General features: G+C 70.7%; 22 protein-coding genes. 15 read left to right on the forward strand and 7 right to left on the reverse strand.

What is annotated here, in order from left to right; translation table 11 throughout:
• Positions 1–68 precede the first annotated feature (68 nt).
• From ACN26Z_RS02930 to ACN26Z_RS02955, 6 genes are all read left to right on the forward strand, one after another.
• Positions 69–671 carry a DUF4178 domain-containing protein gene (locus ACN26Z_RS02930; protein WP_421459801.1) on the forward strand — a complete coding sequence of 201 codons (603 nt, stop codon included), beginning with the start codon at positions 69–71 and terminating at the stop codon, positions 669–671.
• A 131-nt stretch (positions 672–802) separates the two neighbouring features.
• Complete coding sequence (locus ACN26Z_RS02935) at positions 803–1,627, forward strand: hypothetical protein (RefSeq protein WP_282240457.1); 825 nt, start codon at positions 803–805, stop codon at positions 1,625–1,627.
• A 155-nt stretch (positions 1,628–1,782) separates the two neighbouring features.
• Positions 1,783–2,481 (forward strand): hypothetical protein, encoded by a 699-nt coding sequence (locus ACN26Z_RS02940; RefSeq protein WP_421459802.1) that lies wholly within the window; start codon positions 1,783–1,785, stop codon positions 2,479–2,481.
• A complete protein-coding gene (locus ACN26Z_RS02945) occupies positions 2,481–3,296 on the forward strand; it encodes an SDR family NAD(P)-dependent oxidoreductase (RefSeq protein WP_421459803.1) in 816 nt (271 codons plus the stop codon). Before ACN26Z_RS02940 ends, ACN26Z_RS02945 begins: the two co-directional genes overlap by 1 nt.
• Before the next feature lie 167 nt (positions 3,297–3,463).
• A complete protein-coding gene (gene pyrE, locus ACN26Z_RS02950; RefSeq protein ID WP_210938365.1) occupies positions 3,464–3,994 on the forward strand; it encodes an orotate phosphoribosyltransferase in 531 nt (176 codons plus the stop codon).
• Between the two features lie 57 nt (positions 3,995–4,051).
• Complete coding sequence (locus ACN26Z_RS02955; RefSeq protein ID WP_007073957.1) at positions 4,052–4,429, forward strand: ArsR/SmtB family transcription factor; 378 nt, start codon at positions 4,052–4,054, stop codon at positions 4,427–4,429.
• A gap of 52 nt (positions 4,430–4,481) precedes the next feature.
• Here ACN26Z_RS02955 and ACN26Z_RS02960 read toward each other — a convergent pair whose 3' ends face one another.
• The 3 genes from ACN26Z_RS02960 to ACN26Z_RS02970 all read right to left on the reverse strand — a co-directional run bounded on the left by ACN26Z_RS02960 (position 4,482) and on the right by ACN26Z_RS02970 (position 7,557).
• Positions 4,482–5,417: a DUF368 domain-containing protein gene (locus ACN26Z_RS02960; RefSeq protein ID WP_170863412.1), complete on the reverse strand. Its 936-nt coding sequence runs from the start codon at positions 5,415–5,417 to the stop codon at positions 4,482–4,484.
• 236 nt (positions 5,418–5,653) lie between these two features.
• Positions 5,654–7,231 (reverse strand): LPXTG cell wall anchor domain-containing protein, encoded by a 1,578-nt coding sequence (locus ACN26Z_RS02965; protein ID WP_421459804.1) that lies wholly within the window; start codon positions 7,229–7,231, stop codon positions 5,654–5,656.
• 113 nt (positions 7,232–7,344) lie between these two features.
• The gene (locus tag ACN26Z_RS02970) at positions 7,345–7,557 is read right to left on the reverse strand and encodes a hypothetical protein (protein ID WP_093403775.1); all 213 of its coding nucleotides are present in this window, start codon (positions 7,555–7,557) and stop codon (positions 7,345–7,347) included.
• Between the two features lie 185 nt (positions 7,558–7,742).
• Here ACN26Z_RS02970 and ACN26Z_RS02975 point away from each other — a divergent pair, with 185 nt between their 5' ends.
• Entirely contained in the window at positions 7,743–8,126 is a 384-nt protein-coding gene (locus ACN26Z_RS02975; protein WP_093403776.1) for a phage holin family protein, read from the forward strand.
• Between the two features lie 190 nt (positions 8,127–8,316).
• Complete coding sequence (gene fbaA, locus ACN26Z_RS02980; protein WP_093403777.1) at positions 8,317–9,342, forward strand: class II fructose-bisphosphate aldolase; 1,026 nt, start codon at positions 8,317–8,319, stop codon at positions 9,340–9,342.
• An 84-nt stretch (positions 9,343–9,426) separates the two neighbouring features.
• On the opposite strand, the gene ACN26Z_RS02985 is transcribed toward fbaA, so the two are convergent.
• Complete coding sequence (locus ACN26Z_RS02985) at positions 9,427–10,674, reverse strand: LOG family protein (protein ID WP_421459805.1); 1,248 nt, start codon at positions 10,672–10,674, stop codon at positions 9,427–9,429.
• A gap of 251 nt (positions 10,675–10,925) precedes the next feature.
• On the opposite strand from ACN26Z_RS02985, the gene ACN26Z_RS02990 reads away from it, so the two are divergent.
• Positions 10,926–11,354 (forward strand): DUF3151 domain-containing protein, encoded by a 429-nt coding sequence (locus ACN26Z_RS02990; protein WP_093403779.1) that lies wholly within the window; start codon positions 10,926–10,928, stop codon positions 11,352–11,354.
• Between the two features lie 57 nt (positions 11,355–11,411).
• Here the strand turns inward: ACN26Z_RS02990 and ACN26Z_RS02995 are convergent, their stop codons facing one another.
• Positions 11,412–13,490, reverse strand: a complete 2,079-nt coding sequence (locus tag ACN26Z_RS02995; protein WP_421459806.1) for a chromosome partitioning protein — start codon at positions 13,488–13,490, stop codon at positions 11,412–11,414.
• A 76-nt stretch (positions 13,491–13,566) separates the two neighbouring features.
• Entirely contained in the window at positions 13,567–14,565 is a 999-nt protein-coding gene (locus ACN26Z_RS03000) for a hypothetical protein (RefSeq protein WP_421459807.1), read from the reverse strand.
• A 125-nt stretch (positions 14,566–14,690) separates the two neighbouring features.
• On the opposite strand from ACN26Z_RS03000, the gene ACN26Z_RS03005 reads away from it, so the two are divergent.
• Together ACN26Z_RS03005 and ACN26Z_RS03010 are read left to right on the forward strand one after the other, a co-directional pair.
• Positions 14,691–15,980, forward strand: a complete 1,290-nt coding sequence (locus ACN26Z_RS03005) for an adenylosuccinate synthase (protein ID WP_282240449.1) — start codon at positions 14,691–14,693, stop codon at positions 15,978–15,980.
• Positions 15,981–16,163: 183 nt separating this feature from the next.
• Positions 16,164–17,081, forward strand: coding sequence for a type IV toxin-antitoxin system AbiEi family antitoxin domain-containing protein (locus tag ACN26Z_RS03010; RefSeq protein ID WP_421459808.1), 918 nt, complete (start codon positions 16,164–16,166; stop codon positions 17,079–17,081).
• Positions 17,082–17,194: 113 nt separating this feature from the next.
• Here the strand turns inward: ACN26Z_RS03010 and ACN26Z_RS03015 are convergent, their stop codons facing one another.
• Positions 17,195–18,457, reverse strand: a complete 1,263-nt coding sequence (locus ACN26Z_RS03015; RefSeq protein WP_421459809.1) for an IS256 family transposase — start codon at positions 18,455–18,457, stop codon at positions 17,195–17,197.
• 167 nt (positions 18,458–18,624) lie between these two features.
• Here ACN26Z_RS03015 and purD point away from each other — a divergent pair, with 167 nt between their 5' ends.
• The 4 genes from purD (at position 18,625) to ACN26Z_RS03035 (ending at position 22,078) form a co-directional block, all read left to right on the forward strand.
• Positions 18,625–19,875: a phosphoribosylamine--glycine ligase gene (gene purD, locus ACN26Z_RS03020; RefSeq protein WP_282240447.1), complete on the forward strand. Its 1,251-nt coding sequence runs from the start codon at positions 18,625–18,627 to the stop codon at positions 19,873–19,875.
• A 364-nt stretch (positions 19,876–20,239) separates the two neighbouring features.
• Positions 20,240–20,725 (forward strand): RNA polymerase sigma factor, encoded by a 486-nt coding sequence (locus ACN26Z_RS03025; protein WP_421459810.1) that lies wholly within the window; start codon positions 20,240–20,242, stop codon positions 20,723–20,725.
• A complete protein-coding gene (locus ACN26Z_RS03030) occupies positions 20,722–21,312 on the forward strand; it encodes a hypothetical protein (protein ID WP_421459811.1) in 591 nt (196 codons plus the stop codon). The genes ACN26Z_RS03025 and ACN26Z_RS03030 overlap by 4 nt, the downstream gene beginning before the upstream one ends.
• 133 nt (positions 21,313–21,445) lie before the next feature.
• Positions 21,446–22,078, forward strand: coding sequence for a hypothetical protein (locus ACN26Z_RS03035; protein ID WP_421459812.1), 633 nt, complete (start codon positions 21,446–21,448; stop codon positions 22,076–22,078).

Here is a 22,078-nt window from a genome sequence, read left to right on the forward strand (position 1 = left end):
TGGCGGGAGGCAGCGGCTGCCCGGATCATGGTCGACGTCCCCGCCGAACTGTCTCGGGAGGTGACCGGATGGACGGGACGACGGCGTACCTGGCGGCCGGTTGCCTGGTCGGGGTGGTCGTTGCCGGGCTGACGCTGCGCTGGTGGCGCGACCGGTCGGCAGCGGCACGTCGGAAGCAGGAGCGGTACGGCGACGGGCACCGACGTGACCCGAGGCGGATCGAGGTCGGGGACATCGTCGAGATCGGTGACGCCACCTATTCGGTGCGGGGCTCGATTCGCCTGGTCGAGGGCGAGTGGAGGTGGGCCGAGCACCTCCTCGACGACCGCGATGAGCACGGCGGCCGGCGTCGGCTCTCGGTGGCGGAGAGTCCCGGGTTCGAACTGGTGCTGTGGGAGTCGGTGCCGCGCGACGCCACAGTGACGCCGGGCGCGCCCGAGGTGGAGTCCGGCGGCCGGCGCTACAGCTGGCACGAGTCCGGCCAGGCCCGGTACACCGTCTCCGGGGCCACCGACCTGACGCCGAGCGGCACCATGCGCTACCACGACTACCGTGCACCGGGCGGAGCGAGGCTCACCTTCGAGGCGTACGGGGAGGCGGGCTGGGCGATGGCCCGTGGCGAACGGCTGGGCAGCGACGGGGTGACCGTGCACCCGCAGAACGGGTCCTGAGCCGGGAAACCAGCCCGTCCGATCGATCCCGGTCGACCGGGTGGCCGGTTACGTGCCCACCGCTCGGCGTCGCACCGTGCCGGAATGGCCTGTTGCCGATACGGTGAAGCGCGTTCCAGGAAGGGAGAAAGATGGTCGATCCTCAGAACACGCCGGCCCGGACGCGGCCGGGCGTGGTGACGATATCCACCTACCTGCTGTTGCTGTTCGCGATCTGCCAGCTGATCAGCGTGATCATCTCGCTGGCCACCATCGGCACCGTCCGCGAGGTCATGGAGGAGGCGTACCGCGACTCCACCGTCGAGGGGGCGGAGAACGTCGCCGACATCACCGTCGTGATCGGCGTCGGCACCGCCATCTTCCTGCTGGTGGTGGCGTTCGCGCTGTTCGGCCTTGGGCTGATGAACCTGCGCGGCAAGAACGGCTCCCGGATCGCCACCTGGATCGTCGGTGGCATCCTTTTCTGCTGCACCGGCTTCAACCTGCTCAGCGGTTTCGTCGGTAACTTCAGCGCGCCCGGCGAGAACAGCGGCGACATGCCCAGCGGCGAGGAGATCCAGCGTCGACTGGAGGAGGCGCTGCCGGGCTGGATCACCCCGGTCAACATCCTGCTCGGCGTGATCAGCCTGATCTCGCTGTTGACGGCGCTGATCCTGCTGGCGCTGCCGAAGGCGAACGAGTTCTTCCGTAAGCCGACCCAGCAGTGGGAGCCGCCCACGCCCGGTGGTGCCTACCCGAGCCAGCCCGGCTACCCGCAGGCCCCCGGTTACCCGGGCACCAGCCCGGCCGAGCCGGGTTACCCGGGCACCCCGCAGCAGCCGGGCGAGCCCGGCTACCCGGCCACCGGCGGCCAGCCACCGGCCGGCGACCAGGGTGGCCAGCCGAGCGGGCAGACCCCGCCGTCGGACGGCCCGGAGCAGCCCGGTACCCAGCCGCCCACCGATCGCCCCGGCTGACCTTCGGTGGGTTGGCGCGGGTGTCGACGTCTCTGTCCGGCCGGTGCCTGAACTCTGCCTCGGCCTGCCCCAGGTCTTCGACACCCGCGTAACACACGACCGCGACGGTCCCTCCGAGTAGGTTGCTTTCCGAACGCCTACCGGAGGGACTCGTCGTGTCGTACCCCGAACAGGCACCGGCTCGCCGGCCGGCCACGGTCGTGCTGGCCGTGTCGACACTGATGGTGATGGCGCTCGGCGCGCTCGTGTACGCGGTGATCGGGCTCGCGTCGGTAAGCGGCACCGTGGACCGGTTCCGTGCAACGGCCGACGCCGACGCCGACCCCGGTCAGGTCGACGCGGCGGTGGCTCTGTTGCGCGCCTCGGTCGTGGTGTCGGCGGTGCTGAGCGTTCTCGCCGCTCTGCTTCTCGTCGGCCTGGCCCTGGGGCTGGCCACCCGCCGGCCGGCGGCCCGGGTGGCGACCTGGGTGGTCGCCGGGTTGGGCATGTGCTGCGGGTGTGGTGGGCTCGCCACCCTGATCGTGCAGCGCGCTGTGCCCCTGGACTTCGGTGACGACCGGGCGACCGCCGAGTTGCTCGCCCGGACGCCGGACGCCTATCCGTCCTGGTGGATTCCGCTCACCGCCACCCTTTCGATCGCTCAGGTGCTCGGTTACCTTGTGGTAGCCGTGCTGCTGGCACTGCCTGCGGCCAACGCCTGGTTCCGGCGTCGGCCCGCACCCCAGCGAACGGTGTCCCCTGACCAGCCACCCACACCACCATTCGGACAGCCACCGGCGGCACCGCCGTACCAGCCGCCGTACCAGCCCTACCCGCCGCCCGGGGCGCCGCCGCCCCCGAACCCACCGAGGTGATGACGCCCGTGACGCCCGACCGGACGACCGAACGATGGGCGTTGATCACCGGGGCGACGGCGGGCATCGGGGCGGCGTTCGCCGCCCGGCTCGCCTCCGACGGATGGCACCTGGTGCTGGTCGCCCGCGACGCGACCCGGCTGGCAGCCCAGGCCGCCGAGTTGACCGGTCGGCACGGCGTGGAGACCGAGACCCTCACCGCCGATCTGTCCACCGACGACGGTTGCGCCGCGGTGGAACGACGGTTGGCCGACGGGCCGCCCGTCGAGTTTCTGATCAACAACGCCGGCATCAGCCTGAACAAGCCCTTCCTCCGGTCGTCCGTCCAGGACGAGACCCGACTGCTGCGGCTGAACGTCCATGCGGTGCTTCGGCTGACCCTCGCCGCGCTGGCCACGATGACCGAGCGGCGCAGCGGGGCAGTGATTAATGTCTCTTCGGTGGCAGGTTTCGGCGCGGTGATGCCCGGGTCCACGTACTCGGCCAGCAAGGCGTGGGTAACCAACTTCAGCGAGTCCGTCGGGCAGTCCGCCCGCCCCTTCGGCGTACGCGTGATGGCGCTCTGCCCGGGCTACACCCGCACGGAGTTTCACCAACGAGCCGGCATCGACATGTCGAAAACCCCCGAATGGATGTGGCTCGAAGCCACCGATGTGGTCGACGAGGCCCTGCGTGACCTGCGCAAAGGCAAGTTGGTGAGCGTCCCGTCGTGGAAGTACAAAGTGGCCGTGGCGGGGCTGCGGCACGCCCCGCGTCGCCTGCTCGACGTGGTTTCCCGGGACACCCGTGGGCGCATCGGCCGCGATCGCGGCTGACCGGTGGCCGAGCGGCCAACCGCGTGGCGGGGAGGAAGGCATGTCTCGATCCGCCCGCGATGATCGACGTAGCGTAACCGGACATCGCCACTCATCGGTCCCCCGGTGGGTTGACCAGGGTGGCCCGCACACGCGGCACACAGACTCGCGCAGTACCCTCTATCGCCATGGGGGACCACGACGACCTGCGTAAATTCATCTCCGACCTGGCTGTGGTCCATGGCCGGGTGGTGCTCTCCTCCGGGCGGGAGGCCGACTGGTATGTGGACCTGCGTCGCGTCACGCTGCATAACCAGGCGGCACCGTTGGTGGGACGGGTGATGCGGGAGCTGACCGCCGACTGGTCGTACGACGCGGTGGGCGGTCTGACCTTGGGGGCCGACCCGATCGCCTTCGCGATGCTGCACGCTGCCGGGCGTCCGTTGGACGCGTTCGTGGTCCGCAAGGCGGGCAAGGCGCACGGGCTGCAACGTCGGATCGAGGGGCCCGATGTGGCGGGTCGCCGGGTGCTGGCGGTGGAGGACACCTCCACCACCGGGGGGAGTGTGTTGACCGCCGTCGAAGCGCTTCGCGAGGCCGGGGCCGAGGTCGTGGGGGTGGCGGTTATCGTTGATCGTGGTGCCGGCGACGCGGTGCGAGCCGCCGGATTGCCCTATCGGGCGGCCTATACGTTGGCTGACCTCGGCCTTGTGGCGTAAAAGTCTGCCGATTCGGATCTGCTGATATGCAGGCGGATCGATGCTGCTGGTGGAAGGATGGAATACGTGGGAACTGCGTTGGCCGAAATGACTATGCCTCAGATCTCGCCGCTTGCCGGCGAGCCGATCGAACGCGCCGACGCCGAGCGGCTGGCGGGGGTCCTCAAGGCCCTTGCCGACCCCGCTCGGCTGCGGCTGCTCAGCCTGATCCAGTCGGCACCCGAGGGAGAAGCGTGCGTGTGTGACCTCACCGCGCCGCTCGGTCTCTCCCAGCCGACGGTCAGCCACCACCTCCGAATCCTCACCGAGGCCGGGTTGCTGGAGCGGGAGAAGCGCGGTGTGTGGGCCTACTACCGGTTGGTCCCGACCGCGATCGCCACGATCGCCGACCTACTAACCCCGCCGCGTAAGCGGGCCACCAAAAAGGCTCGCTGAACCGGAACCCGCTTGGTGGCGGCCCAGCTGGGCCGCCACCAAGCGGCGGTCGTCAGTGGACGCGCGGCGTCTCGTACGTCTCCTCGGTGAGGTCCCGGGCGGCCCGGCGCAGCCGGCGACGCTCGGCGATGATCATTGCCGTGACCACGGCGACTCCGATCAGGAACAGCGCCACAATGGACGGAACGTGGTCGCCCGGGGCGTACAGGGCACGGTCTTCGGACTGCCATGGCCACAGCGCGCGCAGGCTACCCAGGATGACGCCGGCCATCACCGCCAAAGTCATCCGGCGGTGCTGCTCAAGCAGCCACTGGAGCAGCTTGACGAAGAGCGCCAAGCCGATGACCATGCCGGTGGCGAAGATCGCCAGATAGCCGAAGTCGCGGTCGTTGACGGCGCTGATGGTGGGCTCGTACAGGCCGACGGTGAGCAGCAGGAACGACCCGGAGACCCCGGGCAGCACCAGGGCGCAGACCGCGACCGCCGCCGCGACCAGTACGACCAGCGGATGCGGCTCGATGGTGGCCTGTGGCAGGCCGGTCAGTACGAACGCCGCCACCGCGGCGACGATCAGAGCGAGCACCTCCAGCCCTCGCCACGGCTTGCCGACCATTGAGATCGGCACCAGCACCGAGGCGAGGACCAGCCCGAGAAAGAGTCCTCGGGTCTGCTCCGGATGGTCGACCAGCAGCGGTTCGAGTAGCTTCGCCGCGATCAGCAGGCCGGGCAGCATGCCGATCAGCAGCGGGATCACCACCTCCCAGTGCACCTGCCGTAGCTGGTGCCCCGCCCGCGTCCACCCACGCCCGCGCGGCACGTCGGTCACCGCGTACCGCACCGTGTTCACCAGATGCCCGGCGGACGCGATGACCCGCTCGTACACGCCGGTCACCAGCGCGATCGTCCCGCCGCTGACCCCTGGCACGGCCTCGGCCACACCGATGGCCGCGCCGCGCAGGACATGGCCTACCCGTTCGCCCAATGCCATGAAGATTCCGTTCCGTGAATCGCTCGATCACTGGCCCCGTGTGGCGTCCGCCACGGTCAATCAGGCTACCGGGGCCCGCGTCACCCGCCCGACCAGGTCAGAGCCGCCGGTCGACCGGCTCCGATTCGCAGGCCAGGATCGCGACGAACAACTCGTGGCCAGCGGGAGGTGGGGAAAGGGCGGTGCCCCGCCGAGGGTGGTCGGCGGGGCACCGGTGGTGCTGTCGTCCGGGCGGGCTACGCCGTGAAGTGGGTACGGCGGCGGCGGGCCAGCACGAAGCCGGCCACACCGGCGGCGAGCAGCACGCCGCCGACGCCCGCGATCAGCGCGGTGTCGGCGCCGGTGATCGGCAGCTCACCGCCGTCACCGCCGCCGTCGCCACCCTGGCCGCCGCTCGGGTTGACGACGAGCTTGGCGACGTCGTTCGCCGGCTTCAAGTCGGCGTAGAAGCCACCGTCGCACTGGCAGGCGACGTTGACCTTGACCTCGCCGGTGGCGTTCGGCACGACCTTGTCGATCCGGAGCCCGAACTCCATGGTCTCCGCGTCACCGGCCTTGATGAACCAGCTGGTGTAGCAGCGGTACAGACTGGCACCCGGCTCGCCCGGCTCGCCCCACTCGTTCTCGCCGCGGACCGGGGAGCAGTTGTCGGGCACCTTGACCGCGCTGGTGCCGTTCGGAATTTCGACCTGCATGTTGGTGACCGAGGATCCGGAGCGGCCGTAGTCCAGGGTGGCCGGGCCGTTGTTGCGGAAGCCGACGGTGGCGACGACCTCGTCGCCCTTCGCGCCGGAGACCTCGTCGCCGACCGCCTCAAGGTCGGTGCTGTTCTTGCCGGTGACCGTCACCCCGAGGCTCGACCAGTTGTTGTCCGGCTGGGTGTCGGCCTGGAAGGTACGCGCTGCGATGCTCGGACCGGCCTCGTCCAGCAGCAGTTCGCCGCCGGTGCCCGGCTTGCCGATGGTGGCCCCGCGGCTCTTCACGTACGCCTCGTAGTCCTCGAACTCGGCAGGAGTCAGCCACAGGATCTCGCCGTAGTCGAAGCCCGGCGCGAACGCGTCCTTGGCGATCCGGTACGGCAGGGTGGCGACGTAGCTGGTACGCGGCTCCAGCGAGCGGTCGAAGTGGCAGGTACGCAGCCAACTTCCCTCGTACGTGCAGTTGGCGTACTGCTTGTCGGCCTGGATCCCGTAGTCGTTGTAGAAGACGGCGACGGCGCCCTTGGCGACCGTCTCGCCCGGGTTGCCGACCCGCAGCGGCACGGTGAACGACGTGCCCGGCTCGCCGGAGTGCTCCGTCTCGGGGCCGGCGGCCAGATCGACGCCCTCGCCGATCCGCACCCGCGCCTCGTGGGTCACGGCCGTGTAGCCGGTGGCGCTGAGGCTCACCTTGACGGTGCCCTCGTCGCCGTCCTTGGCGTCCTTGGTGGGTGCGATGACCACCGAGTAGAGGCCACCGAATCCGCCCTCGTACAGCTCGACCTCGAACGGGTCCGTGCAGACGAGGACGTTCGGTTCGGGCGTCGAGCAGTAGTCGGCGTCGTACTCCGGCGTCACGGTCGCCTTGCCCGCGAGGCCGGTGAAGTCGTAGCGCACGGTGAGGTCGTGTACCACCACCGTGGAGGAAGCGAACAGGATCGGGCTGTCGATCTTGCCGGGGGAGCCGGCGGCGATGGTGGTGTCGCCGAAGTAGACGCCCAGCGAGATCTCGGACTCCTCGGCCGAGGCGGGAGTGGCAGGGGTGGCGACGGCCGCGATCAGCGCGCCGGCCACGCCCAACCCGGCCAGCCGGCGCCGGGTGGAGTGGGTGAGCATGAAGGGGGGTCCTCCCGTGAGGGGTGCAGGTGAAGCCCCCGGATGCTAAGGAATCTCTAAGGTTCCCGCTGTCCGCATCGACTGTCCCGGGCGAGGTCTGACCGAAAGGTTGATCAGCGGTAGTCGTCCTCGTCGGCACCGACCACGCGGGCCTGTTCCATGGCGTCCCAGTCGTCGACCTCCAGGCCGCGATGCGGCTCGACGTCGACCTGGCTCGGGTCGACCACGGCGGCCTGCTCGACAGCGTCGGCCGGCTCGGCCTCCAGGTCGCGCTCCTCCGGGCTCAGGTGGTCGCCGGGGGCGAAGTCCTCGTCGGGCTGGCCCATTCGATGCCTCCGGGATGTCGGCGGTCTGGTACCCACCCACCGTACGGGGTGTGCCGGCGGCACGCTGGGAACCACCGAGCCGCCGAGCCGTACGCCGGTGCCGAGCCGCCGAGCGTACGCCGTCGTCGCACACGAGTCGGCCGAATCGGCCCACCGGTGACTCTCGCCGGTGCCAGGATGGTGCCGTGGGCTTCCTCATCCGACTGGCGGCGACCGCCATCGCACTGTGGATCACCACGCTGATCGTGCCCGGTGTCGAGGTGACCGGGCGGACCGGTTACGACACGGCGTTCACCCTGCTCATCGTGGCGCTGATCTTCGGCCTGGTCAACGCGGTGCTCAAGCCGGTCATCAAGGTCGTGGGCTGCGTCTTCTACCTGCTGACCCTCGGCCTGTTCGCGCTTGTGGTCAACGCCCTGTTGTTCCTGCTGACCGACCGGATCGCCCGGGCGCTCGAACTGCCGTTTCAGGTGGACGGCTTCTGGGCGGCCTTCTGGGGGGCCATCGTGATGGCGGTGGTCACCTGGCTGATCAGCGTCGCCGTACCGGATCCAGCGGACCGGCGGTGAACCGGCCCGGTTGTGCCGGTCCGGTGCCGCTACGGGATACTGCCCGCGGAGGACAGCGCGGTCCGGCGCAGCACGGTAGGACTGGCGGCCGCACGGCCGGCCCCCAAGGTAGAAGAGGCGGCCGCACGGCCGGGCCCCTACGGAGAACAGCGGCCGTACGGCCGACAGCGGCAAGTAAGGAGCGTTCGACATGCCCATCGCTTCCCCCGAGGCTTACGCCGAGATGCTGGACCGCGCCAAGGCCGGCCGGTACGCGTACCCGGCGATCAACGTGACGTCCTCGCAGACGCTGAACGCGGCGCTCAAGGGCTTCGCCGACGCGGAGAGCGACGGCATCATCCAGGTCTCCACCGGTGGCGCGGAGTACCTTTCCGGCCCCTCGGTCAAGGACATGGTCACCGGTGCGGTGGCGTTCGCCGCGTACGCGCACGAGGTGGCCAAGAAGTACCCGGTCAACATCGCCCTGCACACCGACCACTGCCCGAAGGACAAGCTGGACAAGTTCGTCCGGCCGCTGATGGCCATCTCCCAGGAGCGGGTGAAGGCTGGCCAGGAGCCGCTGTACCAGTCGCACATGTGGGACGGTTCGGCCGTGCCGGTGGCGGAGAACCTGGAGATCGCGGCCCAGCTGCTCGACGAGGCGGCCAAGGGCAAGATCGTCCTGGAGATCGAGGTCGGCGTCGTCGGCGGCGAGGAGGACGGCGTCGAGAACGCCATCAACGACAAGCTCTACACCACCGTCGAGGACGGCCTGGCCATGGTCGAGGCGCTCGGCCTGGGCGAGAAGGGCCGCTACATGGCGGCGCTGACCTTCGGCAACGTGCACGGCGTCTACAAGCCGGGCAACGTCAAGCTCCGCCCGGAGATCCTCAACCAGATCCAGGAGGCGGTCGGCGCCAAGTACGGCAAGGACAAGCCGCTCAGCCTGGTCTTCCACGGCGGCTCCGGGTCGCTGCTCTCGGAGATCCGCGAGGCGCTCGACTACGGCGTGGTGAAGATGAACATCGACACCGACACCCAGTACGCCTTCACCCGTCCGGCGGCGGACCACATGCTCCGCAACTACGACGGCGTGCTCAAGGTCGACGGCGAGGTCGGCAACAAGAAGATGTACGACCCGCGGGTGTGGGGCAAGGCCGCCGAGGCGGGCATGGCCACCCGCGTGGCGGAGGCCTGCGAGCACCTGCGCTCCACCGGCACCACGATGACCAAGTGACGAACTGACGTCGCCCGGACGGCGGCCGACCCCGACTCGGGGCCGGCCGCCGTGCCGTTGTTGCACCCGCACGAGCGTCCGTCCTCACCTCGTCAGCAGGCGGGCGGCCTCGTGGACGTCGTCGGTCAGGTGCACCGTGTTCGAGAGGTCACCGAAGGGGGAGGCGGCCAGCAGCGGTCGCAGCAAGGACTCGACCGGCAGCTCCGTCGTCCAGTACGCGCGATCCAGGAAGACGTACGCGCCACTGGCTCCGTCGGTGCCGTAGTAGGTCTTGGTGGCCGCCTGGAACACCTCCTGCACGGTGCCTGCCCGGCCGGGGGCGAAGACGATGCCACCCCGGGCCAGCCGCAGGATGGTGTCCTCCCGGATGGCGTTGGAGAAGTACTTGGCGATCCGGCCCGCGAACAGGTTCGCCGGCTCGTGCCCGTACAGCCAGGTCGGCACGGCGAGGCCGCCGCAGCCCGCCCAGTCCAGATCACCGGTGGTCAGCGCGGCCGAGTCCGCTTGATAGGCGGTCATCGGCTCGGTGCCGTTCACCGGCGGCGTGACCGACCGGCCGAAGAGTTCCCGTACCCGCAGCGCCGCCGCCGTGTAGCGGTCGTGGTCGGTGTAGTCCGGCGCGGTGGCGAGCAGGTCGATGGCTGCTCTGAGGTCCTCCGCCGGCCGGGTCGACAGGTACGCACCCAGGTTGGCCGCCTCCATCACGCCCGGCCCCCCACCGGTGACCACCAACCGGTGTGCCCGTGCGAGCTCCCGGCCGAGCACCGCGGCCATCCGGTACGGCTCACTGCCGCGGCGGACCGCGTGTCCGCCCATCACCCCGACCACCGACTGCGGCCCGTGGGTGGTCAGCCAGGCACGGGTGGCGTCGGCGAGCGCGTTGTCCACCCCGTGGTCGTGCAGCCGCTGGCCGAGCGCCTCCCGGACATCGGGTAACGCGCCACCGTGCGCGCGGAAGTGCGCGTACACCCGGGTGTCGTACATCGCAGCGAAGCCGCCCTCGGCGAAGCCGGCGGCGAGTTCCTCCGGGGTGTAGAGGTGGGACGGCTGGGTCGGGTACGGCAGCCCGGAGAACGGCGGCACCACGTTCGCGCCCCGCCGGACCAGGTTGGCTCCGACCTGCCGGGAGGCGAAGCGGCAGCCGACGAAGAGCGTGCCGGCCACCTCGACCCCGGCCAGGTCGGGGACCGGCTCCAGGTCCAGCCGGAGGCCCTGCACGGTGAGCCCGACCAGGCTGCCGGTGGCCAGGCGCCGGTCGAACTCCGCCCGGGTCTGGATCTCGTCCGTCCAGGTGTGCGGCTCGATGACGTCCGCGGGAGGTGGAGTCGGCATCGGGTCATCCTGCCGGGCCGGCGCAACGCCGTGAACGTGACCCCGGGACGACCCGCTGACGAGACGGGAGCCCGGCGGCCTGGCCGGGCTCCCGCACTTCCGGTTCCTGGGGAGGCTCCGGATCCATAGTTGTAGTGGATCCGACCCGACGGCGGCATGGGCCGCAGGCGTGACCGACCTCTCGGCCGTTCAGCCGACCGGCTGACCGGACCCCCTCGCGGGCCGCCGTGCGAAGCGGGTTGAATGGGGCGATGCAGAACCTCCTACCTGAGCCGCCCGCCACGCTCCTGCCCGCGCACGTCGAGGCCGACTCCGCGCTGGCCGCGGCCGAGCAGGCCGGCAGTGACGAGGCGTTCGCCGAGGTGGCGGCCCGGTACCCGACGCACAGCGCGGCGTGGGCGGCGCTCGCCGCCCGGGCGTTCGCGCAGGGCCAGGTCGTGCCGGCGTACGCGTACGCCCGTACCGGCTACCACCGGGGTCTGGACCAGCTGCGACGCAGCGGCTGGAAGGGGCACGGGCCGGTGCCGTGGTCGCACGAGCCGAACCGTGGCTTCCTGCGCTGCCTCTACGTGCTGTCCCGGGCGGCCGACGCGATCGCCGAGGCGGACGAGGCGGCCCGCTGCGCCCAGTTCCTCCGCGACTGCGATCCGGCCGCCGCCGACGCGCTGGCCAGCAACTGACCCGGTGCGCTGTCGCCGGCCCGGGTACGCCCGGGTCGGCAGCGCGTCGGCAGCGGCCTACAGGCCCTCGGCCACCGAGGCGGCGATCTTGAGCCAGGCGTCCCGAGTGGCCGTCGAGAGCTGCGCGTATCGCAGCGGTTCGCCGGTGTCGATGAGTCGCTCGTACGGGGCCAGCAGCACCGCCCGGGTACGGGCGGCGAAATGTTCCTGGATGGCGGGCAGGTCGATCTCCTTGCGGGACGGTGGCATGGAGACCACGGTGACCGCCTGCCGGACCAGCCGTTGCCGCCCGCTCTGTTCCAGGTGGTCGAGCATTCGGGCGGCTGTCTCGGCGGAGTCGTTCCGGGCGGACATGGTGACCACCAGCTGGTCGGTGGCATCCATGGCGGCCTGCCAGTTCTGCGCCCGGACGTTGTTCCCGGTGTCCACGAAGATCAACTTGTAGAACCGGCTGACCACCTCGCGGATCTCGCCGAAGGCGGAAGCGGTGAGCATTTCACCGCCGGTGGCCGACTCGTCGGAGGCGAGCACGTCGAACATCCCCTCTCCCTGCGAGCGGACGTACTGGGACAGGTCGCCGACCCGACCCTGCGCGCCGTGGAACTGGCCGAGATCCCGCAGCAGGTCCCGCACCGTACGCGAATGGAAATCCTGCTGGGCCCGCATGCCGAGGGTGCCCTGGGTCTCGTTGTTGTCCCAGGCCAGCACGTATCCACCGCGATTCTGACCAAAGGTCATCGCGAGCAGCAGGATGGCGACGGTCTTGCCGGCGCCGCCCTTCGGGTTGACCACGGTGACCTGCCGCAGCCCGCCGAAGTTGCGGCGCACCATCTCGATGTCCCGCTTGCGTTCCAGCTCGTGCCGCCCCGGCGGGAGCTTCACCAGGCCCGTCTTGTTGACCACGGCGCGGAGCCCGGTCGTCGCGACCGGGTCGGCGGGACGCACCTGCCGACGGCGGGCGAAGTCCTCGGCGGTGGGCGCGGCACCGACCTCCGGGTTCCAGGCCGGCTCCGAGTACGCCGACGGCACCCGCGATGCGGTGTTCGTCTGCGGGTAGGGCTGCTGGGGTGCCGGCGGTGCCATCGGCGGCGTCCCACCCTGCTGCCAGGGCGCGGGGCTCCACGCCGGCTGCGGCGGAAACGGACCGGGTGGCGCCGGCGCGTACGACGGCGGGGTCAGCGGCTCGGGAGGCGGCAGCGCGTCGGGCCCGACGTCGGCCGGTTGCGGACCGGAGGGCGGCGGCGCGGTCGGCACACCGGCATCGGAGGGCACACCGGCATCGGAGGGCACCGGCGGCAGGGGAGCACCGGGTTGCGGCACCGGGGCGCTGCCGTGCTGGGCGGTCGGCGGCGCGACGAAAGGGTACGGGCCGGGTTGCTGAGGCGTCGCCGGCAGCGGCTGCGGAATCGGTGGCAGCGGCTGGGCCGGTCCGGCCCAGGTGGGGCGGGGCGCGCCGGCAGAGGTCTCGGCGGACGCGACCGAATCGGATCCGGACCGCTGTGGTGGATGTGCCCACGGCGATTCCGTCTGCGGTCGGCCTACCGGCTCCGCTTGCGGTCGGGCCACTTGCGGAGCCGCGTCGTCGTCGACACGGGTGTCGGCCACGGTCATCGCGTCGTCTGACGGATCCTGGGCACCCGATTCGGTCGGCCCACCGTCGCGGGTGGGTGTGACGGCAGTGGGTCGGTCCAGGGTGAAGGGCAGGTCCAGGTCGACCTGGCCGGGCCCGGGTTGCGGTGCCGGCTCCCAGCCGGTGGCGGTCGGCGCGCCGTTTGTCAACGACGGATAGTCCGCAGGTGAGGGAGGTGCACCGGGTGCGTGCGTCGGCCGTCCGGACACGTGCTGCGGCCCCGCCGTCGTGGGCGGATAGGCCGGTCCCGCGACCTGGGGCGGATAGGCCGGTCCGGCGACCTGGGGCGGATCGGTCGGTTGCGCGACCGGAGGCCGGCTGGTCGGTTGTGCGGGCGACGGCTGCCCGGGCGGAGGCGGCACGGTGGGCGGCACCGGCGGCGGGGCACCCCACGTGGGTGCGCCGAAGCCGTCGATCTGCTCCGGCGGCCAGAGTGGTTCGATGTCCCGTTCCGGCATGCCATGCTGGCCGGGCACGTGCACCCGGTCGGCGTTGTCGTCCACCACGGTGTCCTCCCCATTCCTCCTGACGAGGATAGGCCCAGCGGCCGACCCCGGCCTCCGCTGCGCCGGCCGGGTCAGGTCAGGCCGTCCAGACCGCCCAGGCACCCGGCTCGGTCCACCAGGACCGCTTGCGCGTCAGCTGCCCCGCCACGCCATCGTCCAGGTACGGCAGCGCCGCATCGTCCCGGGGCAGCACCGACGCGGCCCGGCCCCGGGCCCGCCGGACTTCCAGGCGTACCCGGCGGCGACCCCACCGCGACCGGGTGACCACCGGTACGGCCACCGCCACCTCCACCAGCCCGTCGGTCGGGTCGGGCCCGGCCAGCAGCGCCACGTCGTCGAGCCGGGCGTAGCCGCCCGCGTTGCCGATCGCGCAGGCGAGCAGCGGTTCTTCGCCGTTCGACAGCACGGTGTCGTCCACCTCCACCCGGCCGCGCCAGGGCAGTGGGGTGCCATCCTCACCGGCGGCACCGAGCAGTGCGCCGTCCAACGTCACCGAGCCACCGTCATGCCGCAGCAGGTCGAGCCGGCGCGGCGAACCGTCCAGCACCGCGGCAGCCACCGCCGCCGGATCGCGGGCCAACCCGAGCTGCGCGGCGAGGTCGCGGTGCGTGGTGCTGCGCGCCGGGTCGAGCGGCAGTACGCCGACCGCTGGCAGATCCGGCACGGTCCGGTTGCCGGCCAGGTCGGTCGGGCGGCGACTCGGCGGCGGCGCGTACCGCCGGACCATGCGGCGGAGCACGGCGCGCAACTGTGCGTCACCGGCCACCGCGACCACGAGCCGCGTCTTGGCATCGCCATCCGGCCAGGTGAGGCCGTCCGCTCGCGGTGGCCCGTCCAGTCGGGCCAGTACTTCGTCGATCTCCGCGTCCGAGCGGGCGGTCACCGTCTCGACCCGGGCACCTCGGGCCGTCAACGCATCGGAGCAGGTCAGCACCGGTACGCGCGGCGTCTCGCAGCGTTCCTCGCGACCCTCGGCGGCGTCGGTGCCACCGCCGCAGCAGGCTCCGCCGCTGCCGCACCCGGCTCCTGGAGCGTCCCGCTCCGAGCCCAGGGTGAGCAGCACCACGTCGTACACGGGTAGCTCCTCCTGCTGTCCCCGACGCGACCCCTGCCGGTCGTGCCGTCACTACTTGTTAGCCTGACACCCCGGGCTCGCTGACCGGTCGCCATCTGGCACCCGAGCCTTCTGGAGGCGAGAAGATGCCAGCGATCGTGCTCCTCGGCGCCCAGTGGGGCGACGAGGGCAAGGGCAAGGTTACCGACCAGCTGGGTGAGCGGGTCGACTACGTCGTCCGCTTCTCGGGCGGCAACAACGCCGGTCACACGGTGATCACCCCGGACGGGCAGAAGTACGCGCTGCACCTGATGCCGTCGGGTGCGCTCTCCCCGAACGCCGTGATCGTCATCGGCAACGGCGTGGTGGTCGATCCGAAGGTGCTGCTCAGCGAGATCGACGGCTTGGCCGAGCGGGGCGTGGACGTGTCCCGGCTGCGGATCTCCGGCGACGCGCACCTGATCATGCCGCACCACCGGGCGCTGGACCGAGTGGTCGAGCGATACCTGGGCAGCTCGCGGATCGGCACCACCGGCCGGGGCATCGGGCCCGCGTACGGCGACAAGGTGGCCCGGATGGGCATCCGGGTGCAGGACCTGCTCGACCCGGGCATCCTGCGCAAGAAGCTGGAACTCGCGTTGCGCGAGAAGAACCAGGTGCTGTTCAAGGTCTACAACCGCAAGGCGATCGACGTCGACGGCACCATCGAGGAATACCTCGAGTACGCGGAGCGGCTGCGGCCGTACATCGCGGAGACCCGGGCGATGCTCTGGGACGCGCTGGACCGTGGGGACACCGTCCTGTTGGAGGGTGCCCAGGCCACCATGCTCGACATGGACCACGGCACGTACCCCTTCGTCACCTCGTCGAACCCGACGGCTGGTGGGGCGTGCGTGGGCACCGGCATCCCGCCGACTGCGATCACGAAGGTGATCGCGGTGAGCAAGGCGTACACCACGCGGGTCGGTTCCGGACCGTTCCCGACCGAGCTGTTCGACGACAACGGTCAGCACCTGCGCAAGGTCGGCCACGAGTACGGCACCACCACCGGTCGGGAACGTCGGTGCGGCTGGTTCGACGCGGTCGTCGCCCGGTACGCCTGCCGCCTCAACGGCGTAACCGACCTGGTGATCACCAAGCTGGACGTGCTCACCGGCCTGCCCACGGTCCCGATCTGCGTCGGCTACGAGATCAACGGCAAACGGGTCGACGACATGCCGATGACCCAGACCGACTTCCACCACGCCGTGCCGATCTACGAGGAGCACCCCGGCTGGTGGGAAGACATCACCAAGGCGCGTACGGAGGACGACCTCCCTGAGAACGCCCGCCGCTACATCGCCCGCATCGAGGAACTCACCGGAACCCGGGTGAGCGTCGTAGGCGTAGGCCCCGGCCGCGAAGAAAACGTAACCCGCCACCCCCTCCTCCCCTAAACCCCCACCCCCACCCCCACCCCCGCGCACCCCGCGTACCCCCGCGTTGATCAAGAAGTTTTGGTCTGGGATCGAGCGCTGGCCCGACGCAAACTTCTTGATCAACGCGGCAAGGGGGTTCGTTGTCCACAGGGTTGTCCACAGGGGCTGCGGGGGTTGGGCGGCGGTGGACAGGGTGGGTGGGTGGAGGCGTTCCAGGTATTGACACGAGTAGCTGCCGAGCAGGGTGGTGTGGTGACGGCGACGCAGGCGTTGGCCGCCGGCTACACCCGTGACCAGATCCGACATCTGGTCAGGTCGGGGCGCTGGACGAGGGTGGCTCGCGGGCGGTTCCTGCCCGACCCCGCGCTGGACGTGCTCCGCCACCGTCGGGCGCGGATCGGCGCCGCCGTGGACAGCCTGGGGCCGGGGGCGGTGGCAGTCCTCGACACGGCTGTCGAGCTGCACGGCTTCGCCGGACTCCGGGCCACCTCCACGATCCACGTGTCGGTACCGCCGGACAGCCCTCGTCCGCAGCGTCGGAACGATCCCGATCTCGTGGTGCACCAACTCACGCTGGGGTCGGCCGATGTGGGCGTGGTCGCCGGGATCCCGGTCACCAGTGCCGTGCGAACCGTTGCCGACGTCATCCTCCGGGTGGGCCGCTACCCAGCGGTCTGCGTACTGGACTCGGCACTCAACCGGAAACTTGTCAGCGAGGCTGACTTTGCGGCTATCCCGGCGCTCATCGCTGGCCGGCGGGGAGCAAGGGTGGCGCGGCAATGCCTGGCCGAGGCGGATGGCCGTGCGCAGTCCCCGCTGGAGACCCGCACCCGTCTGAGGTGCGTCGACGGGGGCGTCCCGCCCGATGTTCTTCAGTTGGAGGTGCGCGATGACGACGGGTACCTGCTCGGCATCGGCGATCTGGGCTGGCGTCGATCCAGGGTGATCGCCGAGGCGGACGGTGCGGCTCCGCATCGCACACCACAGGCGGTCTACGAGGACCGGATCAGGCAGAACCGCCTCACCAACGCCGGCTGGAGGATCCTCCGGTTCACCTGGCCCGACACCCTCCGCCCGGACTACATACCCGAGACGGTGCGCCGCGCCTTGGATAGATGACCAAGAGCGTTTGGTCGCGCGCACGCCAGATCCGAGACGAAAACTTCTTGATCGACGGGGCCGGTGGGAGTGTGTCGATTTCCGTGTTTGGGCCTGTGGTGTGATCGATGCTGTTAGATGGTGATCCGGTCGCCGTAGGCGAGGATCAGGGCGTTGAGGGCCTTGGCCCAACCGTAGACCCGGCCGGTGATGCTCCCGCCGCCCTTACGTTTCTGCTGGACGACGAGGTAGAGGACCTTCATCGCGGCCTGCTCGGTCGGGAAGTGCCCGCGTCTGCGGGCGGCTTGGCGGAACCGGGCGTTCAGGCTCTCGATGATGTTGGTGGTGTAGAGGACCTTGCGGACCTCGTGGTCGTAGTCCAGGAAGGGCACGAACTGCGGCCACGACTGGCGCCAGAGCCGGATCACGGCCGGGTACTGGTCACCGAACTGCGTGGCGAACTCCTCGAACCGGGCTTCGGCGGCGGCGACGGTCGGGGCGGTGTAGATCTCCCGCAACGCCGGGGTGATCTTCTGCCAGTCTTTCCGGTTCGTATAGCGCAGGCTGGCGCGGACGAGGTGCACGACGCACTGCTGGTGCACCGCGAGAGGCCAGACCTGCTCGATCGCGTCGGTCATACCCTTGAGGCCGTCGGAGCAGACCATGAACACATCCTCGACGCCGCGGTTGCGTAGTTCGGTGAGGTAGCCGGCCCACTGCTTGGCGCCCTCCCCGCCGGTCCCGGCCCACATACCGAGCACGTCGCGTTCTCCGTCGAGGCTGATCCCGACCACGACGTAGACGGGACGGTTCGCGACCTGCCCCTGACGGATCTTCATCACCAGCGCGTCGATGAACACCACCGGATAAACACGGTCCAGGGGCCGTTGCCGCCAGGCTTCCATCTCCTCCAGGACGTTGTCGGTGACCCGGCTGATCAACTCCCGGGACACCTCGGCGTCATACACATCCGCCAGATGCGCCGAGATCTCCCCGGTGGTCAATCCTTTGGCATACAGCGACAGGATCGCCTCGTTGAACCCGTCCAACCTGCGGACATGCTTCGGCACGATCCGCGGCGTGAACGACCCGGCCCGATCCCGAGGCACCTGGATCCGCACCGGCCCGACCTCGGTCTGCACCGTCTTCGCCCCGTGCCCATTACGCACATTGGCCCGCCGGCCCGACTCCTCGTCGACACCAGCCTCGTCAAGATGAGCATCCAGCTCGGCGTCGAGCGCCGACTCCAGGACCGTGCGCGTGATCCCCGCCAGCAGCCCACCCGGCCCGACCAACGACACTCCGTCGGCCTTGGCCCGCTCGACCAGCTGCTGCGCAAACTCCACCTCAGCCGCCGTCGGTTCAGGAAGCTGAACAGCGTTCTTCTTGTCTGCCATGACGTGGTCCTTCCCGGACAGGATCAACGTCCTGTCCAACGGACCACACCCAGGTCAAACACGGAAATCTACGCAGTCCCGGGCCGGTGGGGGTGGCCGGTGGGGGTGGCCGGTGGGGTGGTCGGGGGTGGGGTGGGGTAGGGGTGGGGTGGGTAGGATTACTCGGCGTGCGGGTTCTTCTTCTTGGTGGCGGTGGGCGGGAGCATGCGCTCGCGCTGAGGTTGGCCGATGATCCGTCCGTCGAGGCGCTGTTCGCGGCACCCGGTAACCCGGGGATCGCGGCGGTGGCGGAGTTGCGGGCCGTCGATCCGGTCGATCCGGTGGCGGTGGCGGGGCTCGCCGTCGAGGTGAGCGCGGACCTGGTCGTGATCGGGCCGGAGGCGCCACTGGTCGCCGGGGTGGCCGACGCGGTCCGGGCCAAGGGCATCGCGGTCTTCGGGCCGTCGGCCGAGGCGGCCCGGCTGGAGGGCTCCAAGACCTTCGCCAAAGAGGTGATGACCGCCGCAGGTGTCCCTACCGCACGGGCGTACACCTGCACCGACGAGGCGAGCACGGCCGCCGCCCTGGACCGGTTCGACCCACCGTACGTGGTCAAGAACGACGGGCTCGCCGCCGGTAAGGGCGTGGTGGTCACCGACGACCGCGCCGTTGCCGAGGCGCACGCGCGTGAGTGCGGCCGGGTGGTGATCGAGGAGTACCTCTCCGGTCCCGAGGTGTCGCTGTTCGTGGTGACCGACGGCGAGACGGCGGTGCCGCTGCTGCCGGCACAGGACTTCAAGCGGGTCGGTGACGACGACAGCGGCCCGAACACCGGCGGCATGGGGGCGTACGCGCCGCTTTCGTGGGCGCCGGCCGACCTCGTGGACGACGTCATGCGGGATGTGGTGCACCCGACGCTTACCGAGATGCGTCGCCGGGGCACGCCCTTCGCCGGCCTGCTCTACGTCGGGTTGGCGATCACCGCCGATGGCCCCCGGGTGATCGAGTTCAACGCCCGCTTCGGTGACCCCGAGACCCAGGTGGTGCTGGCGCTGCTGGAGACGCCGCTGGGTGGGCTGCTGCACGCCGCCGCCAGCGGTTCGCTGGCCGACCATCCGCCGCTGCGCTGGCGTGCCGGCGCCGCGGTGACGGTGGTGGTCGCGGCCGAGGGCTATCCGGCGGGACCGCGTACCGGCGATGTCATCACCGGCGGAGAACAGCCCGGTGTGATCCACGCGGGCACCGCCCGCCGGGCCACCGACGGCGCCCTGCTCTCCGCCGGCGGTCGGGTCCTTTGTGGTACGGCCACCGGCCCGGACCTGGCCGCCGCCCGTGATGCCGCTTACCAGGTGGTACGCGGCGTCACGCTCTCCGGCTCGCACTACCGCCGGGACATCGCCGCCGCCGCGGTCGACGGACGGATCGCCCTACCAGGGTGACCGGCGGCTCGGTCGATCGGTCGCTGCGCGCGTAGTTGTCTGTCGTGGCCGCACGAGGCCATGGTCGGCGCTCCTGCCGTCCCTTTCGTGCCGCTTCACCACCAATCGACCTGGTGGCCGTGCTGTGCGCCATAGGGGGCGCATGCCGACATTGACTTGTATGCCTCTCGGGGCGACCGACCCGCCCCGGTCGTTGTTACTGTCTGCCCAGGTCGAGAAGGGACACTGCGGCGCCGTCTTCTCGGTGCTGATGGTGCTCGTCCCCGCATTGTCGTGAGGCGTCCCGCCGGTCGGTGAAAACCGCCGGACGACACTGCAACTCGACGCACCGGTGGTGGCGTTTCTTACCGGTGAGGGAGGTGGGATGGACGCCGACGAGTTCGAGACATTCGTACGCGACTCCGCACCGGCGCTACGTCGGTACGCACGCGCCGTCACCGCCGACCCGGACCAGGCCGAGGAACTCCTCCAGCAGACCTACGTGCGGATGGCCACCGCATGGCATCGCCTCGTGGCCGAGGGCGGACCACTGACGTACGCGAAGCTCACCATGGTGCGCCTGCACGTGAGTCGGCTGCGGACGATCGTCCGGCGGGCCCGATCGACCCCGGCCGCTCCGCCGTCGGCGGCTACCGACGAGGTCGACAGACTGCGTCGGCTGCTCGCCGGGCTTTCTCCGTTGCAGCGAGTCGTACTGGTCATGACCTATCTGGACGACCTGGACGACGAGTCCATCGCGGCGGCGATCGGGCGTCGACCGGCGACCGTCCGCTCGCTGCGCCATCGCGCCCTGCTGCGGGCAGGGCTGCCGATCGCCCGGGTACGCGCGGAACGCGAGGTGGCGGGATGACTGATGTCCGGGACGCGCTCCGCGAGATCTGGAGCAGCGATCCCGGGCCGCCCGCCCGGGATCCATTGCCGGCGGTGCGGGCCCGCCTGCGTCGTCGCCGCAAGCTTCGGGCCGCCGCCGCCGCGCTCGCCTCGTGCGCGGTCGTCGGAACGGCGGTGTTCATGGCCGCGACCACACGACACGACGAGCCCTCCGTGGCCGGGCCGTCTGCCAGCCCGGCCGTGCCCGAGTTGCGGGGCCTGCCGCCCTATCTGCGGCCCGTCGATGCCACGGACGCGGTGCTGCGGATGGCTCGGCCGGAGGTGGTGCCGACCGGCAACCGGTCGGCGTACGAGGGGGCCGGGCCGGTGTCCCGGGTGGTGGTGGTGTTCGACTTCGAGGCGCCGCGTGGCCTGCCCGGCACGCCACGCGAGGTGACCGTCCCGACCCGCGCCGAGGTGCTGGCCACGGATGAGCCGGCGACGTCCACGGCGTACCTGTCCGCGTGGGCGCCGGACGGGCGCTGCTGGTTCATCGCCGTGACGGCGGCGGATGCCGAGGTCCGGTCGTCGACGCTGGACGCCCTCATCGAGGCCAATCTCGGTTGAGGTCGTCGTCCCGACCCTGACCGGTCAGGCCGGCGGGATCAGCCGATCGGCCACCGTGAGGCGTTGACATCCCGTGTCACGATCATCGTGCCGGTGGCTGGCCAGGACCCATCGGAACGGGGAGGAGGACGTGGTGACCGGATTTCTCGGCGCGGCGCTCAGCTTTCCCACAGTGCTGTTCAGCTTCCTCCTGGTGGTGGTCGTCGGCTATTGGCTGCTGGTGCTGACCGGTGTGCTGGATCTCGGCGACGACCTCGACGTCGACGGCGTACCCGGCACCGTACTGGCCGGTCTCGGCCTGGGCGGCGTGCCCAGTGCCGTCATCTTCTCCCTGCTCGTGGCGGTGGCCTGGTTCGTCAGCCTCGCCGGCACCGCCCTGCTCGACGGCCTCGGGCTCGGCTCCGGCACCCGGATCGCCGTCTCGGTCGGTGTGCTGCTGGCCGCCGCGGCCTGCGCGTGGCTGGTGACCCGCCTGATCGCGGTGCCGTTGAGCCGACTCTTTCCCACCGAGACGGACGCCACCCGGCACTCCTTCGTCGGTCGCCTCTGCGTCGTTCGCACCGGTACGGTCACCGCCGACTTCGGTCAGGCCGAGGTGACCGCGGCCGACGGTTCGTCGGCGGTGGTGCAGATCCGGCAACCGGGCGACGAGCGGATGACGGCCGGCAGCTCCGCGTTGATCTACGACTACAACACCGACGGCGAGTTCTTCTGGGTGATGCCCGCCGGACCCGCCTTCGACCCGATGAGACACGTTCCCGAATAG

It is taken from the genome of Verrucosispora sp. WMMD703 (assembly GCF_049178935.1).
Classification (GTDB): Bacteria; Actinomycetota; Actinomycetes; order Mycobacteriales; family Micromonosporaceae; genus Micromonospora; species Micromonospora sediminimaris.

What these genes read in the sequence shown, in the direction of transcription:
- ACN26Z_RS02965 (WP_421459804.1), bottom strand. Translation starts at nt 7,231, where the DNA reads ATGCTCACCCACTCCACCCGGCGCCGGCTGGCCGGGTTGGGCGTGGCC.
- ACN26Z_RS02945 (WP_421459803.1), top strand. Translation starts at nt 2,481, where the DNA reads ATGACGCCCGTGACGCCCGACCGGACGACCGAACGATGGGCGTTGATC.
- pyrE (WP_210938365.1), top strand. Translation starts at nt 3,464, where the DNA reads ATGGGGGACCACGACGACCTGCGTAAATTCATCTCCGACCTGGCTGTG.
- ACN26Z_RS02960 (WP_170863412.1), bottom strand. Translation starts at nt 5,417, where the DNA reads ATGGCATTGGGCGAACGGGTAGGCCATGTCCTGCGCGGCGCGGCCATC.
- ACN26Z_RS02985 (WP_421459805.1), bottom strand. Translation starts at nt 10,674, where the DNA reads ATGCCGACTCCACCTCCCGCGGACGTCATCGAGCCGCACACCTGGACG.
- fbaA (WP_093403777.1), top strand. Translation starts at nt 8,317, where the DNA reads ATGCCCATCGCTTCCCCCGAGGCTTACGCCGAGATGCTGGACCGCGCC.
- ACN26Z_RS03030 (WP_421459811.1), top strand. Translation starts at nt 20,722, where the DNA reads ATGACTGATGTCCGGGACGCGCTCCGCGAGATCTGGAGCAGCGATCCC.
- ACN26Z_RS03005 (WP_282240449.1), top strand. Translation starts at nt 14,691, where the DNA reads ATGCCAGCGATCGTGCTCCTCGGCGCCCAGTGGGGCGACGAGGGCAAG.
- ACN26Z_RS02990 (WP_093403779.1), top strand. Translation starts at nt 10,926, where the DNA reads ATGCAGAACCTCCTACCTGAGCCGCCCGCCACGCTCCTGCCCGCGCAC.
- ACN26Z_RS03025 (WP_421459810.1), top strand. Translation starts at nt 20,240, where the DNA reads ATGGACGCCGACGAGTTCGAGACATTCGTACGCGACTCCGCACCGGCG.
- ACN26Z_RS02930 (WP_421459801.1), top strand. Translation starts at nt 69, where the DNA reads ATGGACGGGACGACGGCGTACCTGGCGGCCGGTTGCCTGGTCGGGGTG.
- ACN26Z_RS02955 (WP_007073957.1), top strand. Translation starts at nt 4,052, where the DNA reads ATGGAATACGTGGGAACTGCGTTGGCCGAAATGACTATGCCTCAGATC.
- ACN26Z_RS02935 (WP_282240457.1), top strand. Translation starts at nt 803, where the DNA reads ATGGTCGATCCTCAGAACACGCCGGCCCGGACGCGGCCGGGCGTGGTG.
- ACN26Z_RS03015 (WP_421459809.1), bottom strand. Translation starts at nt 18,457, where the DNA reads ATGGCAGACAAGAAGAACGCTGTTCAGCTTCCTGAACCGACGGCGGCT.
- ACN26Z_RS02970 (WP_093403775.1), bottom strand. Translation starts at nt 7,557, where the DNA reads ATGGGCCAGCCCGACGAGGACTTCGCCCCCGGCGACCACCTGAGCCCG.